Here is a 15,199-nt window from a genome sequence, read left to right as displayed (position 1 = left end):
GGGAAAGACATGGACAAGACTGACATTCGTGATGCGGCCACCATCATCGTGTTGCGTGACCCGCATAGGGCGCCGGCGGTGCTGATGGGCCAGCGAGGCAAGGATGCGGCGTTCATGCCTGGCAAATTCGTCTTTCCCGGCGGGGCGGTGGATACCAATGATGCGATGGTGCCGATCACACCGCTGGACAAGCTCCATAGCAAACGCCTGACCGAAGAAAGCCACCTGACGCCGCAGACCCTCGCCGCTGCGGCCATCCGTGAACTCTGGGAAGAAACCGGTCAGATCATCGGGCACAAGGCCAAATGGCGCGACGCCCCCAAAGGCTGGCGCGGTTTCGCCACCGCCGGATACCAACCCAATGGGGCCGCCCTCGAATTCTTCTTTCGCGCTGTCACCCCCAAGGGGCGCACCCGCCGGTTCGACGCGCGGTTCTTTCTGACACGCGCCGACGATCTGGTCACGAACCCTGATGATTTCGGCGGGGCGGAGGATGAACTGGCCCACCTGCAATGGGTCCCGCTGGCAAAGGCGCGCAATTTCGACCTGCCATTCATCACACAGGTGGTTCTGGCCGAACTGGGCGGGCGGATCAAACGGGGGGAACCCGCCTCAAGCGTGCCATTCTTCCGAAATGACGATGAGAAGAACCTGATCTCGCGGCTGGGCAACCGCAGTCTCCTTTAGGTTACCAGCACAAGCATGACGATACTCGCCGTCAGCAGCAGCAATCCATGCCATTCGCGCCGGTCGATCCGTTCACCAAACACAAACGCCCCGATAATCAGCGAAAACACCAGTTCGACCTGTCCAACCGCATTCACATAAGCCGCGTTCTGCAGCGTATAGGCCATAAACCAACAGATCGATCCAACCATACTGGTCAGCCCCACCAGCCCGGCCACCCGCCAGACCCGCAACACCAGACTGATCTGCCCGCGCTCGCGCCAGGCCAGCCAGCCAGCCATCGCCACGGTCTGAAACGCCGTCACAAAGGCCAGCGTGATAATCGCTCGGTAAAAGAAGTCACCATCCCCCAGCGACAGCGACGCGCCGCGATAGCCATTGCCCGAGATCGCAAACAGCATCCCTGCCCCCAGGCCCAGCGCCGTGGCGCGGTTGAAAATCCGGCGATGCCATGCGCCCACCCCATCCGGCGGGTCCGACAACAGCAGAACCCCCGCCAACCCCAGACACATCGCGCCAATCGCAGGCCATGTGAACACATCGCCCAGCACCAGGAATCCGACAGCCGCGCTCAGCAGCACCTCGGTCTTCTTGAAGGTGATCCCGACGGCAAAGTTGCGATGCGCAAAGAGCGCCACAACACACATCGTCGCCAATATCTGCGACGTGCCGCCCGCCAGCATGTAAGGCCAGAACGCAGGCGGGATCTGCGGCGCGCCCTGCCCGCTTGTGTTGGCATAGACAATCGCAATCACCGCCACCAAAGGCGAGGAATAGATGAATCGGGCAAAAGTCGCGCCCGCCGTCGATAGCTGCGTCGCCTTCAGATGCTTTTGCAGCATGAAACGCAGCGACTGCGCAAAGGCCGCCGCCATGGTGATGGGGATCCAAAGCTCCATGAAAACCGCTATGCCCCTGAAATCAGGGAAAGACTAGGGGGAATGACATGGCAAGCATTTGCGAGTTTCCCGCCTATTCCTCACCCCGACCCTCCGCGTCACGATTGCGCCGGTAGCCTCGTGCAGTCGAAAATGGCGGCAACCACCCTTCGCGCCGAATGACCCAGCATTCGTATGTCGGTCGGAATTGGTCGGGCGCGTCCAGTGATCCAAGATGGAGTTCGACCTCGTCATCTGTGCGTGCAAAGACTGACGATCCGCAAACAGGGCAAAAATGCCGACCGGCATAGCTGCGTGTCTCACCCTCGACTGTCACCGCGTCCTGCGGAAATACCGCCGCGGCATAGAACAACGCGCCGTGATGCTTGCGACAGTCAATGCAATGACAAACACCCACCCGGTATGGCGCGCCCGAAGCGGCAAATCTGACGCGACCACAAAGACAACCGCCCGTATATCGCTCCATGCTTCGTCTCCGTCAGTGTCGTAACGCTCAACGCACCCCCACCGCTGCCCCGGCGCCGTCAGGGCGCGGCAACGCGGCATGGGCAGCGGCAACGCGCCCCAATGGCACAGCGACCCTGTCATCCGGATCACAGGCGCGCCGCGTCTCCAAACTCACATGCAGCAGGAAATGTTCGCCGGTTGCCAACTCGCGGTCCCCTTCGAACATCCGGTGGAACAGATGCATCTTCTTGCCTTCACCCTGCAACACCTGCGTTTCCACCCGGATCATCGCCCCGGCATGGACCTCGTCCAGATGCCGGATATGGGTTTCAGCGGTGAAAAAGCTGGACCCGCTGGCGATATAATCCGTATCGCACCCCACCAGCCACATCATCCGGTCCGTGGCATCGCCAAAGGCCTGCAGATATTTCGCTTCGTTCATGTGGCCGTTGTAATCGGTCCAATCGAGGGGCACGACACGTTCAACCGTCACAATCGGCTGGGTCAGATCATCGGGCAGGGCGATCTGCCCGGTCAGCCGCGCATCATGCGCTTTCAGCAGCGCACCTGCCCCCCAATCCTGCGTCTTCAGCCCGCGCAGGATGGTAACAAGATTATTGTCGCGGGCGCGTTCGAGCTCGCGGATACTCAGGTGACCAGATTGCGCATCCGATTGCCCCGCCACCTGATCAATCAAGTCGTCGGTCAGTTCCGGCACATCCATCAGCTTGGTCCATGGCCACTCCAGGCATGGGCCAAACTGTTCGATGAAATGGCGCATACCGGCCTCACCCCCGGCGATCCGATAAGTCTCGAACAGACCCATCTGCGCCCAGCGCAGGCCAAACCCGTAACGGATGGCATTGTCGATTTCCTCGGTCGTGGCGATCCCGTCCTTGATCAGCCACAGCGCCTCGCGCCAGACCGCCTCAAGAAACCGGTCGGCAATATGGGCGTCAATCTCGGCGCGCACATGCAGGGGATACATACCGATGTCGGTCAGGATATCCTTGGCCTGCTGCACAAACACGACCGGGTTTTTGTCGGTCGGCACCAGTTCCACCAACGGCAGCAGGTAAACCGGGTTGAACGGATGCGCGACCACGATCTGTTCCGGCCGGGTCGCACAGCCCTGCAGTTCAGACGGTTTGAACCCGCTGGTCGATGACGCAATCACCGCCGCAGGGTCGCAGTGTTCCTGCACGGTCTGATACACCTTGCGCTTCAGCTCCAGCCGTTCCGGCACGCTTTCCTGTATCCAGACGGCACCCGCAACCGCGTCAGACATGGTATCGTGAAAACTCAGCGCGCCCTCCGGCGGCAACGCCACATCCGACAGCCCGGGCAGGGACCGGCGCGCATTGGCGATTACCTCGCCGATCTTGCGCTCCGCCTCCGTATCAGGGTCAAAGACCCGCACATCCCATCCCATCAGCAAAAACCGGGCGGCCCAGCCGCCGCCGATCACACCACCGCCAATGATGGCTGCCACCTGCCCCATCGCCTAGCCCGCCGGATTAGAGGCGGGATTATTGAACTCATCCACAGGCTGCGGCTCTCCGCGCACCTGCGGATCACAGGCAATCATCGACGTGCTTGAATCGCGGATGATCAGACCACCCTGCGCACGGCATTGCTCAAACGTCATGGCATTGCCAATGACCATGAACTCGCGCGTGCCACCACCACCGCCCAGACCGGGACCGCTTTCACAGGCGGCCAGCCCCATCACACATCCCAAAACCAGACGTTTCATTGGGCCACCTCCATCAACCGGCTCAGATCATAACCATTGAAACGCAGAATATCACGCGCGGCATTCAGCCGGTCCTGTGGGATCACCGGATCACGGTTCAGGATCCAGCCCGACCGGCCATTCGGCGCGCCCACAACGGCGGTGCGATACCCATCATCGGTCCATAACACCCAGTAATCGGCGGCTACAAACGGCACACTGTCAAACCGGACCTTCAACCGCCCCGGCCCCACGATCTCAGCCGTGCCTTCAATGCGGGATTTCTCACTGCCATCCGGATTGCGGCAGATATTCAGTACCGATAGCAAGCCATCGTCGCGCAGCCCGTATTCCGCCGTGACGCCCACACAGCCTGCCTCGAACGGGACAGGATAGCGGGCCACTTCGTACCATGTACCGACATAACGCTCCGGCTCGAACACCGCCTTGGATGAGATCGGCACATCCGTATCGCGATAGACCGAAAACAAGCCACCCTCAGACGCGCAGCCCGCCAACAGCAGGATCAGGGCCAGCGCCCTCATGCCGGTGCCCGTTTGGTCAGACCCAGCTTTTTACGCACCTCATCAGGGCCAATCACCCGTGCGCCCAGATTTTCGATGATACCCACCGCGCGCTCCACCAATTGCGCATTGGTGGCCAGCACGCCCTTATCCAGCATCAGATTATCCTCCAACCCCACACGCACATTGCCCCCCGCCAGCACCGATGCGGCAACATAAGGCATCTGCGACCGTCCCAGACCAAAGGCGGAAAACGTCCAGTCCTCCGGCACATTATTCACCATCGCCATGAAGGTGTTCAGATCATCCGGCGCACCCCAGGGCACGCCCATGCACAACTGGACCAGCGCGGGGCTGTCCAGCACACCATCCTTTACCAACTGCTTGGCATACCACAAATGGCCGGTATCAAACGCCTCGATCTCGGGCTTGACGCCCAGTTCGGTCATCATCCGGCCCATCGCCTGCAACATGCCCGGCGTGTTGGTCATGACATAATCGGCCTCGGCGAAATTCATCGTGCCGCAATCCAGCGTGCAGATCTCCGGCAGGCAGGCGGCCACATGGGCCACTCGCTCGGTCGCCCCCACCATATCGGTGCCAGCCACGGTGGGCAGCGGTGCCTCGACCCCGCCGAACACCATATCGCCACCCATGCCAGCGGTCAGGTTCAGCACCACATCAACCTCTGCATCTCGGATACGGTCGGTGACCTCACGATAGAGGTCCAGCCGGCGCGATGGGGCACCGGTCTCGGGATCACGCACATGGCAATGCACCACGGCAGCCCCCGCCTTGGCGGCATCAATCGCGCTATCGGCAATCTGCTGCGGCGACCGGGGCACATGCGGACTGCGATCCTGGGTAGACCCCGACCCGGTCACAGCACAGGTGATAAAAACCTCGCGGTTCATCTGCAATGGCATGGGGTCCTCCTCCGTCACGGTGCCTCGCGGACCTTTCCCGAAACCGCCACCGCGCGCAAGGCAGAAGTCTTGACAGATCTGGCCGATCTGGGGCACATCATCTGCATGACGACACAAAACCACATCGCTGCGGTTTACTTTACCTGCCCCACATAGGCGGCGGGATCATTTCTGACATCTGACATCATCCAGCCGCCCTGCAAAGGGCGATAGAAACGTTGGTCTTTGCGGGCCCCGGACAACGCAAGGACACGACACCATGATCACCATCACCCCAGCCACGGCACGCGATGTGCCCGACCTTTTGAACATGATCCGCAAACTCTGCGCCTTTCACGGCGACCCTTGCCATATGGGGCTGGCCGACACGCAAACGCGGCTGATTGAAGGGATGCTCATCACCCTGATGGCGCGGCTGGATGACAAACCGGCAGGCTACGCCGTGCTGGAACCACGCTGGCGACCGATGAACACCGGAGACCTCCTCGATATCGCGCATCTGTTTGTCGAGGAACCGCTGCGCGGACGCGGCATCGGCAAGGCGCTGATCAAGGCCGCACGGGACCACGCGAGCCAGGCTGCGGCCTGCCACCTAACCATCGGTACCGCCCCTGACAACCCAAGCGCCGCCGCCGCCTACAGGGCCATGGGGTTCGAAGAGATTACCAGCCAGCCTGGGCCACGTTTCACGATCCCGCTGTCAGCGGAACCGCAATGCGGTTCAGGGTATGTTCCTGACCATTTCGGAAACCGCGCTTAAAATCACCGCAGACGTTCTAAAGGCAACACTCAACCATTGGTTTTGTGTCCCAAACCTTAAGGCTCGCACTATGCGGACGGTAATGCATACACCAATTCGCGCGTATGCCATTTCTGATGGGTGCTACCGCGGCGGTTCATTCTGGACTATCGAAGGATTACACATGCGACGAACTCTGCTACTCCCTTTCATTGTTCTGTCCGCTTGTGAGGCTAGCCGCGCAGTTCGGCAACCTTGATAATGACCCGTCTTGCAGGGTTTCTGTGAACCAATCAGCATGATAGTTGCGACCTTTAGGCAGGCAACAAATCCAAGGTGAGTCTACACTTTGACCCCGCGCAGTCACATTTACGGCATTTTTTTCAGGCTAGTTAAGAGAGTTAATCGATGGCTCGTCTGAGTTGGTTTCAGATGGTTTGGTTAGTGAGTAGGAGAGAATAATGACTTACAGAAAGATTGGGGCGGCAGCCCTTGGCGTGGTAATATGCACGGGTGCTACCGCCGAAACAAGCGCAGGCCGAATGGCTGACAGATATGTGGGCACCATTCCCGCGTCTGCGACCGTCACGCATCAGGCTCAACTAGTCTCAAAAGCGGCTAACACGACATGGGTACCAACAACATATGTTATGGTAGGTGTCGCACACACGATCGAGCATCAGGCACAGCTCGTTTCGGCATCGGCACAAACCGACTGGTCCGCGGCAACCTATGCCGCCAAAAGCATATCACCCAATGTGACGCTGCCCTTGCAGCACCAAGCGCAGATGACGGCACTGATTACACAATATGAGTGGAAAGTTTCCGCTGCGAACCTCAACAATTAACGAAACAGAATGAGCTTCTCATAGTTTCGGCAGGGCATTCGTATCGGATGCCCTTTTTCAATTGAATTATTGGCATTCTGGTTTTTCACCTCACTCACCACGCATCGCAAAAGAGATGAATCGTGAGCGATCAAATTCAGTGAATTTCAGGCCTGAAACAAATTCTGGCGCCCCACTTTGGGGCGCCAGATCGACGTTCAGATAGTGTCTTTGTCAGGCCCGCGGCCGAATCCAGATTTCTACCCGACGGTTCTGTTCGCGACCTTCGGCAAACTCGTTGCAGCCGACCGGGGCGATTGGTCCGATCCCAAAACTACGTACCGTACCGGTTTCCAGGTAGCCGGGGTTCTTGTTCAGCAGCAGATCCCGCACGGAGTTGGCCCGCCGTTCGGATAGGTTCAGGTTGGCCTCCAGCGTACCGTACGAGTCGCTGAACCCAAAAACCAGAACCTCGTAGCCTTCGTACTCACTCGAGCGAACGATTTCCGATATACGATCAATGTCGCTTTCCGCTTTGGTGTCGAGCGTCGCATTGCCGCTCAGAAACCGCAGCGATGTGGAGATGCGGCGGGCATTCGATGCCTCATTGAAATAGTTTCGCATGACTGTGTTTGACACACGATCACCATTGCCGGCCAAAACGGTCGATAACAGCCGCGCACCTTGCTCCTGCATCGGAACGATTTGCAACTGTTGCGTCACCAACCCGCGAGAAGCGATAGACTGCTGCCCAAAATCGGTTGGTATGAACCGGCTGACATTCCGGGCAAATTCAGAACCCCCGCCATCTTTCATGCTGTATTGGTACCAGCGCAGCGCGAGAGGATGTTCTTCAGTTTGGATCGCAAAGTCCGAGTTATCAACAAAGATGTTGCAGGCGGATGCCAAGTTCAGCGCTTTCACCCCAGATGCCTGCGATCTGTAAATAACACCAAAGGCGGATGAATCCGCATTGATCGCTGCGTTCAGGGCGTCAACAGAGTTATGAAGGACTGCGTCAGGAAGGTTGGCGGTATTCACCATACCCCACGCTCGAAGCTGATCCATTATACCGCTGTTGTCAGCCATAGTATGAAGCTTGATTGGCATATCCGCGCCACCAAGTTGCGACCAGTTTCTGATGCTGCCATTCATGATCGATTGTGCGTCACCAAGACTGATGACATCGATGCCGCTGGTGGCACCAACCACAAAGCTGACGGCATCCAGACCAATGATTTCTTCATTCAGATATTCGGAGATTTCTGAGATTTCGGTTCCTAGCTGCGCAGAAAGCACCGCCGGTGTGATCCGGTTACGGGTGATTGCGAACTGACTATCACCATCGATCAGCGCCTTTATCGCCTCTGCCGCTTGCATCTCTCGAATTGCGATGCGCGAGATTTCCAGACCTCTCTCATTACCGACCAGCAATGTGCGCAACGTGTCGGCGCCGCCAAGTTGTTGGGTCAGGTTAAAGTCTTTGGCTGCCGCGTAGTCGCCGACAATAGCTGCGACAAGATCAGCGCCATCGGTGCCCGAGACGCTGACCGCGAACCTATCGCTTTCGATATTAATGCTCGGACAGGACGCTCCCTCGCAAATGGTGAATTCGCGGCGTACCGTCAGGCGCCCGCCCGGAGTATCAATGATGTAGGACGTATTGGTGACATCAACCAATCGCCCATCAATTTTGACCCGACCATCTTGCGATGTCAAAGTCACTTCGCCATCATCGACAACTTCGTCTGTCTCCACCTGAGGGCATCCATCCCCGGAACACGTCACGAATTCACGGCGTACCACGAGTTCGCCCGATGGCGTCATGATGCGATAGGCCGTTTCGTCGATACCACGCAGTTCACCCTTGATCGTCACAGTGCCATCGATTGCCGTCAGTGTCGTCTCCGCCGAGGCTGGAGACGTCGCGAGAAGAGCGATCGCCAATGCCAAATGCGAGGTGAAACTCTTACCAGATTTACTGAACATATTTGTACCCTTAGCCTTCCGACGGATAGACAGATGCTATCCCGTCTACATAGTAGTCCATTGTCAACAGATCGCTTTCGCTTGCCGTTTCGCCTGGCGCGAGCCACCCAGAGCCGTCTTGCCTACGCAGCGGACCAACGAACGGATGCTGCTCACCCGATGAAAGCCGCGTGATCAAATCTTCAGCCTGCAGCACCGTGCGGTTGGGGAGCGTTTCGAGCAATGGACCCATGGACACCATTTTCTGACCCAACCCCAACCAGTTGTCCTCTGACTTCCAGGTGCCATCAAGAAATTCGCCAATACGGCGCGTGTAGTATGGACCCCAGTTATTGATCATGGACGTCATCACCGCATCAGGACCCCACTTGCTCATGTCGGAGCCTTGTCCAAAGCTGTAGATGCCATTCTCCTGTGCGACCTCGACAGCTGCCGTGGTGACCGTATGTTGCATCAATACATCGGCTCCTCGATCCAACAGGTCTAACGCAGTGCTTCTTTCGCCATCGGGATCAAACCATGTGTTCAGCCAGACAATATCGAATTCGATGTCAGGATTGACCGATCGTGCGCCAAGATAGGCAGCATTTATGCCGCGGATCACTTGTGGAATTGGATAAGCCCCCAGGTATCCAACCCGATTATTCTTTGACATCGAACCTGCAAGGAACCCTTCTACATACCGCCCCTCGTACCAACGCGTGTTAAAGGTCGATATGTTTTCTGCACGGATGTAACCATCAAAGCACTCAAACATCACATTTGGGTTTTGCTGTGCAATTTCCACTGCTGAACGCATGTAGCCGGCCGAGGTGGTGAAAATCAGATCGTAACCATCATCGACAAGTTCCTGGAACTTCTCCTTGTCGCCATTTCCCCATTCAGCAACCTCGTGAAAGGCGTCAATCTGAACCCGGTCACCATATACATCCCGGGCTTGCTGCAGGCCGCGAACATGCTCGTAGTCCCACCCGTATTCACCACCAGGCGCAAATAAGAGCGTATATGCAACTTTTGGTTTCTTTAACGATTGAGCATATGCTGGGCTAAAGCAGGCAGAACTGGCAGCTGCAGCTGCCATCCCAATGGCCTGCCGTCTCGTTACAGATGTCATACTAGTCTCCAAATGAGGTTTACAGCGGACGCTGCTGCAAACTATTTTCTTCATGTTCATCAGTTGCTCAAAAAATGGGCAAATGTATGTCCGACTTGTGAAACCGGATACAACTCGAAGTCAAAGCTCATCAATGCTCCGGCCTTCTGCTCAACTCGCCAATTTTTTGCCAATTGCGAGACGACCTAGAAATGAACTTTTGTCTCTAGAGTGCCGGAAGGCGGTAATTTTCCAAAGGTCACTGTATCCAACCGTTCTGGGCTGCGTACACCCAGACAACCCCTTACCCGGTCGCTCGATCGGTGCCGCATTTCGACCTTGACCGCACCGAAGCCGTCCGCACAGACCGGAGCACATGGAAGAGCAATGCATGTTCCTCCGCGGCAGCACGAAAATGTTCGGGGTAGTATCCTTCCCTGATCACGTCGAACCTTCACCGCAACGCTTCTTTGACTTGTTGGCCTGACAGCGCAGACGGCCTCTTCGACTGGTGACAGTCGAGACGTCCGCTTCGTCAAGCTGAACCTTGCACTTGCGCACGTGCAGCGAATGGCTGCTTCCTGCCCACGCGTGTAGAATGCAGGTAGTCTTCAGCAGCATCGAGGCGTGTCCGCTTTGGGTTGGCACCGGTCAACTGATCAAATCAGTCAGTTGTCGGTAGAGAGCCCAAATTACCAAATGCTGCAGTTTGCTCTTACGGCGGAAAAGTGTTTGCAAGCCGACGCTCGAACGAATGGCCGAACTTCGACGTTGCTGATTGTCAAGGTACAAAAAATTCACCGAGGAAAGCCAAACTTCACCCATGTCGAAACAGTCGACCTCAAACGGCCATACTGCATGATATGGAAGCCAGACAAAAACCATGTTCGTGACATAAAACGCCTGCATGCGGCTACTATGCAGTTTACAGCGTTTGTGGAGACCCGTCGTTGACAAGAAAAATCACCATTATTGATGAAATCCTTGCCCGCCCCGTTGAGGATGAGCAGGGCCGCGCACTATTGGACGTGCCGCTGGACAGATGCACCGTCCGCGACCTGATCCGCTTTAGGGTAGAGCAAGAGGTCGCGCGCGGCGAGGATGCCTTTCTCAGCCTGATGACACCACATAAAACAAGCCAAGCGCCGCAGGAACGCACCCTGAATTCTGACACCACAAATGCCCGGGCGTTTGCAGCGGCGCAAAATGCGTCGCGGGTGCAAACGCCGAGCGATACCCTGAACGCGGCCGTCCAGCAGGCCTATGACGCCTTTCATGCCAATGCGTTTGTCCTGTTTCTGAACGGCCAACAAGCCGAGGATCTCGACGATGAAGTTGTCACTTCCACACTCGATCAAGTCACTTTTGTCCGACTCATCCCGCTTCAAGGGGGGTAAAGCGCCGACGGTAGCCCAGCTTTTCCTGGGGCGGCATGATGCATTCAAAACGACGTCAGGCAACGCCCTGATCGATACGTTTGTCGACCGCGAAAGCAAAGCAGACCGGCTGATGGACGATTGGAAAACTCTGGCGGACTATCACCCAGACCTGGCGCAGAACATTCGCGATGCCGCGCCAGAGGCGCTTGGTGATCTTCTGGCCCGATCCGTGGTGATCATGCATCACTGCCGCGTCTATCCGGCCTGGGGCGACTCGCATGATTTTGGCAAGCACCTCGGCTTTGGTGAGGCCGTCTATATCTTGGCAAAGGCGGTGGCCGCTGAACGCAGGGCCGTCCTGACACCCGAAGATGGGATGATTGCTCTGACCGTATTATGCGATCCGGATGGTAATGCACCCCAGACTGCCCCCAAGCTGGACTGGGACGATGATGACGATGACGATTGGGATCTTGGTGATGCACGCGATGAACGCGATCCCAATGTGCTGGGTTTGTCCAAAGCGTGGGAAGCACCCACCTTGATGGCCTTCCCGATGGCTGTTCTTGACGGTCTGATGCATCTGAAGAACGCACCGTTGGATGTGTCTTTGGCGGATGTCCTGGCACAGATCGCGGCCAAATGGGACCGCGCGGATTTGACGATCGGGCCCTCGGTTGCTGTGCTGCGCCAAAAGGTGGCGGATTTGCGGAATGAGGTGCCGGCACATGCACACGGGTCGCTTTCGCCCGAACTACTGGCGCGGGCGCAGGGTGACAAGGTGTTGATCGCACTGATGGAACTGGCGGCGGAGCCCTTGATCTGCAAAGCGCTAGCCAGCGACGACAACAAGCATAGAATCCATATTGAAAAAGAGGCGAAAAGGGGTGGTGTGCCCAGTGACTTGCAGGGTGAAATCGAGGCCACAGAGGATAAGAAAAAGCGTGCCAGCCTGATCGCTGCCGCCTGCCGCATTCTAGCGTACGCCCGCGAACACTTGCCGCCAAACACGTATGGTGGGCCATCGGCCAACTACGGTATCGGGATCATATATAATTCCACAGTTTGGACACTGGGTAGCAAAGCGGCGACATTCACCGCATCGCAGGCCATGGATACCCTCAAAGGCCTAGAAGACGCCATGCAGCCTGGCCTGATCCGCAATCTGCTGCGCGGCTCAGACGCCAGTGACCCGGATTTTGCGCCAACGGTAGAGGCCTTGATCCAGCGAACAGAAAAACGCGCCACACATAACCCGAAGGCACGCAAATGCATTGACGCGCTGCAATCATCGATCCCCAAGGCAAACCAGCGCGAAGACATGGGGGCGGCGGCCGATGCCCTACGGTCAGATCTGCAGGACATGATGGATGTCCTGACGTTATTGCACCCTGCCAACTACGAAGACCCATCGCGATGGCACAAGGATGCCAAGGCAACATTGCGGCAAGACGTTTATAAGGCCGTCGCAGAAGAGGTCGCGCGCCGGACGGCCTATGATGCCCCCCGGGGCATCAAGGAAAACCGGCGGGAATGGGTCCAGTTTACAGGCCTGAAGGAACAGCGTGAAGTCACGCTCAACCGCATGCTCGCCAATGCTTTCCGGCTGGCGCGGTACGGGCAGGATACGCGTGGCATCTTTGAGAAAGTTCTGGAACTGGGTGAAGCGCGGGCCGCCTATTGGGATGACCCCGAAAACAGAAAAAAGTACTATGAGCGGTATTTTGGCCCCTCACGTTACGTATCCCATGCTGGTGAAAGTGTAGACATCATCGCATTCAAGCAGACGATCAGCGCCCTGCGCACCAGATCTGCATTCTACCTGTCGCAGGACAGCGTGACCCGCGAAACCTTTGTCAGGCTCGAGTCGTTCTGTGCGGAGGCCCCCAACGGCAGCAAGCCGTCGGCGGCATGGCGCAAAAAGGCCAAGGCGGCCCTTTCAGCGGCGGATCGTGCGCTTGTCATCGATCATCTGGAAAGCTTTTTGGCCACGACCGACCCGGGCCTGCCCAACCGCCCGCTTCCCTGCCACGAACTAGCCGACGCGCCGCTCTTGGGCCTTGTCTGGATGATGGCCGATTGGCCTGCCGATGTGGTCGCACCAATTCTGACCGCTTATGCCATGCGTTGCTTTGTGACAGAGCGGGGGAGGGGCATTCGGGCCGAAAAGATCGGCAATGGATGTCTGTGGGCATTGCAGACACTGCCTGACGGGGCAGGCACACCCTATCTGGCACGCATCGCGGCGCGGGTCCGATATCCCAAGATCAAGAAAAAGATCGATGCCGCCTTGAATGCTGCGGCCGATGCAGCCGGTGTACAGCGGGCTGAACTGGATGAAATGATTGTGCCCGATCACGGATTGGAAGAGGGCACGCTACGCCTGTCCACACCATATGGTGCTGCCTTAATCGCGGTTGACCGGGCAACGGCGACACTCAGCTGGCAAAACGCTAAAGGCAAAGCTGTGAAGGCGCCCAGCCAGGCGATGAAGGACATCAAGGCAGCACGTGCATTGCAAAAGGAAATCAACGCAGATCTTAGCGTGCAGATGAAGCGGCTTGAACGCCTGCCATTGGTGGATCGGCAAATTCCGCCCAATGCCTTTCAGGAACGCTATCTTGATCACCCTTTGATCGGGTCGGCTTGCCGCACGTTGATCTGGGCTGTCGGGCATCGGTTGGCGCTCTATGAAGCCGGGACCATGCGCGACCTTGACGGGGCCGAGGTGCCGCTGGATGCGCCCGTATCGCTCTGGCATCCGGTCCAGTCCGACCCCCAGATCGTCATCGCCTGGCGCGACACGCTGGAAAAGCGCGGGCTGGTGCAGCCGATCAAACAGGCCTGGCGCGAAGTCTATGTCGTGACGGATGCCGAACTGGCCACCGGTCATTACTCAAACCGGTTTGCGGCGCATATCGTCAAACAGCACCAAACCATCACACTGGCCCGGGCCAATGGCTGGCGCGCGACGCATCGCATGGCTGTTGATGCCCCGAACGACGATCCGATGTGGACCGCCTTTCCCGCATTTGGCGTCTATGCAGAGTTCTGGACAGCCGCTCCGGACCATGATGCCGAAACGACGGAAACCGGGACGTTCCTTTATCTGCATACGGATCGGGTCGTGTTTCATCACCTGGCTGGTGACCCGGCAACGGAAGGTCACCTGGCCCTGCGGGGTGCGCCGCTGCAGACCACGGATGTCCCGTCGGTGGTCTTTTCAGAAATCATGCGCCACGCAGATCTGATGGTGGCCGTTGCCTCGCTCGCGTCGGATCCGGCGTGGTATGACCGGGGCCGCGATGCGATGCATCCCAGTTCCTGGGAAGATGATGCGCGGCTTTACTTTGAAACGGCAACCACGGCTGATTTGACGGGGGCAGGCAAGATCCGTAAGGAGGCGCTGGCGCGTATCCTGCCCAAACTGAAAATCGCAGACCGGGTCAGTATCGATGATCGCTATGTAACGGTTCGGGGCGTCAAACGTTCGTACCGCATTCATATCGGATCAGCGGCCGTGCACCGGAACCCCGACGAGCGTCATGTGTGCATTGTCCCGAAACAAAAGTCCCTCAAACGCGATGATATCCGGCTACCCTTTGAAGGGGATCTGACCTTATCATTGGTGCTGTCCAAAGCGCTCATGCTCGCGGCGGATGACAAAATCACGGATAAGGTCATTCTGAACCAGATCTGACCACGAGGCTTGTCGGTTTTCCACGGTGGTCTCAACTGGTGGACGCAACACTTTAACCTTTAGGAAGAGATGGAATGTTTTGAATGAAGTATCGTCGCAGGATTTATTATTCGGCAGAACAGCGTGCCGAGATCTGGGATCGCTGGCAGCGTGGGGAGTCGATGAGGTCGATTGGGCGCGTTTTTGATCGCCAATCATCCTCAGTCTTTTCCGTGATCTCACCAACGGGTGGGATACGCCCGCCAGATCGCAGA

The 15,199-nt window shown here is 57.6% G+C and carries 13 protein-coding genes; 5 read left to right on the top strand and 8 right to left on the bottom strand.

Annotation, left to right across the window (positions count from 1 at the left end; all coding sequences use genetic code 11):
• The first annotated feature begins 9 nt into the window (after nt 1-9).
• Entirely contained in the window at nt 10-687 is a 678-nt protein-coding gene (locus tag ACFWW2_RS05880; protein ID WP_393926909.1) for an NUDIX hydrolase, read from the top strand.
• On the opposite strand, the gene ACFWW2_RS05875 is transcribed toward ACFWW2_RS05880, so the two are convergent.
• From ACFWW2_RS05875 to ACFWW2_RS05850, 6 genes are all read right to left on the bottom strand, one after another.
• The gene (locus tag ACFWW2_RS05875; protein WP_393926907.1) at nt 684-1,586 is read right to left on the bottom strand and encodes a DMT family transporter; all 903 of its coding nucleotides are present in this window, start codon (nt 1,584-1,586) and stop codon (nt 684-686) included. The two genes, ACFWW2_RS05880 and ACFWW2_RS05875, sit on opposite strands and share 4 nt — an antisense overlap.
• A gap of 73 nt (nt 1,587-1,659) precedes the next feature.
• Nucleotides 1,660-2,052, bottom strand: coding sequence for a GFA family protein (locus tag ACFWW2_RS05870; protein WP_393926905.1), 393 nt, complete (start codon nt 2,050-2,052; stop codon nt 1,660-1,662).
• A gap of 27 nt (nt 2,053-2,079) precedes the next feature.
• The gene (locus ACFWW2_RS05865; protein WP_393926903.1) at nt 2,080-3,534 is read right to left on the bottom strand and encodes a carnitine 3-dehydrogenase; all 1,455 of its coding nucleotides are present in this window, start codon (nt 3,532-3,534) and stop codon (nt 2,080-2,082) included.
• Nucleotides 3,535-3,537: 3 nt separating this feature from the next.
• Nucleotides 3,538-3,789: a hypothetical protein gene (locus ACFWW2_RS05860; protein WP_393926901.1), complete on the bottom strand. Its 252-nt coding sequence runs from the start codon at nt 3,787-3,789 to the stop codon at nt 3,538-3,540.
• The gene (locus tag ACFWW2_RS05855; RefSeq protein ID WP_393926900.1) at nt 3,786-4,313 is read right to left on the bottom strand and encodes a lipocalin family protein; all 528 of its coding nucleotides are present in this window, start codon (nt 4,311-4,313) and stop codon (nt 3,786-3,788) included. Before ACFWW2_RS05855 ends, ACFWW2_RS05860 begins: the two co-directional genes overlap by 4 nt.
• Nucleotides 4,310-5,218 carry a 3-keto-5-aminohexanoate cleavage protein gene (locus tag ACFWW2_RS05850; RefSeq protein WP_393926898.1) on the bottom strand — a complete coding sequence of 303 codons (909 nt, stop codon included), beginning with the start codon at nt 5,216-5,218 and terminating at the stop codon, nt 4,310-4,312. The genes ACFWW2_RS05855 and ACFWW2_RS05850 overlap by 4 nt, the downstream gene beginning before the upstream one ends.
• A 259-nt stretch (nt 5,219-5,477) precedes the next feature.
• Here ACFWW2_RS05850 and ACFWW2_RS05845 point away from each other — a divergent pair, with 259 nt between their 5' ends.
• Both ACFWW2_RS05845 and ACFWW2_RS05840 read left to right on the top strand, forming a co-directional pair.
• Nucleotides 5,478-5,978 (top strand): GNAT family N-acetyltransferase, encoded by a 501-nt coding sequence (locus ACFWW2_RS05845; protein ID WP_393926896.1) that lies wholly within the window; start codon nt 5,478-5,480, stop codon nt 5,976-5,978.
• Nucleotides 5,979-6,418: 440 nt separating this feature from the next.
• Entirely contained in the window at nt 6,419-6,805 is a 387-nt protein-coding gene (locus ACFWW2_RS05840) for a hypothetical protein (RefSeq protein ID WP_393926894.1), read from the top strand.
• A gap of 213 nt (nt 6,806-7,018) precedes the next feature.
• Here ACFWW2_RS05840 and ACFWW2_RS05835 read toward each other — a convergent pair whose 3' ends face one another.
• Nucleotides 7,019-8,773, bottom strand: a complete 1,755-nt coding sequence (locus ACFWW2_RS05835) for a phosphate ABC transporter substrate-binding/OmpA family protein (RefSeq protein ID WP_393926892.1) — start codon at nt 8,771-8,773, stop codon at nt 7,019-7,021.
• 10 nt (nt 8,774-8,783) lie between these two features.
• A complete protein-coding gene (locus tag ACFWW2_RS05830; RefSeq protein ID WP_393926890.1) occupies nt 8,784-9,887 on the bottom strand; it encodes a BMP family ABC transporter substrate-binding protein in 1,104 nt (367 codons plus the stop codon).
• A gap of 929 nt (nt 9,888-10,816) precedes the next feature.
• Between ACFWW2_RS05830 and ACFWW2_RS05825 the strand changes: the two genes are divergently transcribed.
• Nucleotides 10,817-11,263: a hypothetical protein gene (locus ACFWW2_RS05825; protein WP_393926888.1), complete on the top strand. Its 447-nt coding sequence runs from the start codon at nt 10,817-10,819 to the stop codon at nt 11,261-11,263.
• Entirely contained in the window at nt 11,196-14,945 is a 3,750-nt protein-coding gene (locus ACFWW2_RS05820) for a DUF4132 domain-containing protein (RefSeq protein ID WP_393926886.1), read from the top strand. Before ACFWW2_RS05825 ends, ACFWW2_RS05820 begins: the two co-directional genes overlap by 68 nt.
• The last annotated feature ends 254 nt before the right edge of the window (nt 14,946-15,199 follow it).

The sequence above is a fragment of the Yoonia sp. R2-816 genome, from assembly GCF_046762905.1.
GTDB lineage: Bacteria > Pseudomonadota > Alphaproteobacteria > Rhodobacterales > Rhodobacteraceae > Yoonia.
The sequence above is the reverse complement of the archived record's forward strand: the minus strand, read 5'-3'. Positions and strand labels throughout refer to the sequence as shown.

Excerpts from the sequence above, each read along its gene's own strand:
- ACFWW2_RS05880 (WP_393926909.1), top strand. The coding sequence starts at position 10 with ATGGACAAGACTGACATTCGTGATGCGGCCACCATCATCGTGTTGCGT.
- ACFWW2_RS05875 (WP_393926907.1), bottom strand. The coding sequence starts at position 1,586 with ATGGAGCTTTGGATCCCCATCACCATGGCGGCGGCCTTTGCGCAGTCG.
- ACFWW2_RS05870 (WP_393926905.1), bottom strand. The coding sequence starts at position 2,052 with ATGGAGCGATATACGGGCGGTTGTCTTTGTGGTCGCGTCAGATTTGCC.
- ACFWW2_RS05865 (WP_393926903.1), bottom strand. The coding sequence starts at position 3,534 with ATGGGGCAGGTGGCAGCCATCATTGGCGGTGGTGTGATCGGCGGCGGC.
- ACFWW2_RS05860 (WP_393926901.1), bottom strand. The coding sequence starts at position 3,789 with ATGAAACGTCTGGTTTTGGGATGTGTGATGGGGCTGGCCGCCTGTGAA.
- ACFWW2_RS05855 (WP_393926900.1), bottom strand. The coding sequence starts at position 4,313 with ATGAGGGCGCTGGCCCTGATCCTGCTGTTGGCGGGCTGCGCGTCTGAG.
- ACFWW2_RS05850 (WP_393926898.1), bottom strand. The coding sequence starts at position 5,218 with ATGCCATTGCAGATGAACCGCGAGGTTTTTATCACCTGTGCTGTGACC.
- ACFWW2_RS05845 (WP_393926896.1), top strand. The coding sequence starts at position 5,478 with ATGATCACCATCACCCCAGCCACGGCACGCGATGTGCCCGACCTTTTG.
- ACFWW2_RS05840 (WP_393926894.1), top strand. The coding sequence starts at position 6,419 with ATGACTTACAGAAAGATTGGGGCGGCAGCCCTTGGCGTGGTAATATGC.
- ACFWW2_RS05835 (WP_393926892.1), bottom strand. The coding sequence starts at position 8,773 with ATGTTCAGTAAATCTGGTAAGAGTTTCACCTCGCATTTGGCATTGGCG.
- ACFWW2_RS05830 (WP_393926890.1), bottom strand. The coding sequence starts at position 9,887 with ATGACATCTGTAACGAGACGGCAGGCCATTGGGATGGCAGCTGCAGCT.
- ACFWW2_RS05820 (WP_393926886.1), top strand. The coding sequence starts at position 11,196 with ATGAAGTTGTCACTTCCACACTCGATCAAGTCACTTTTGTCCGACTCA.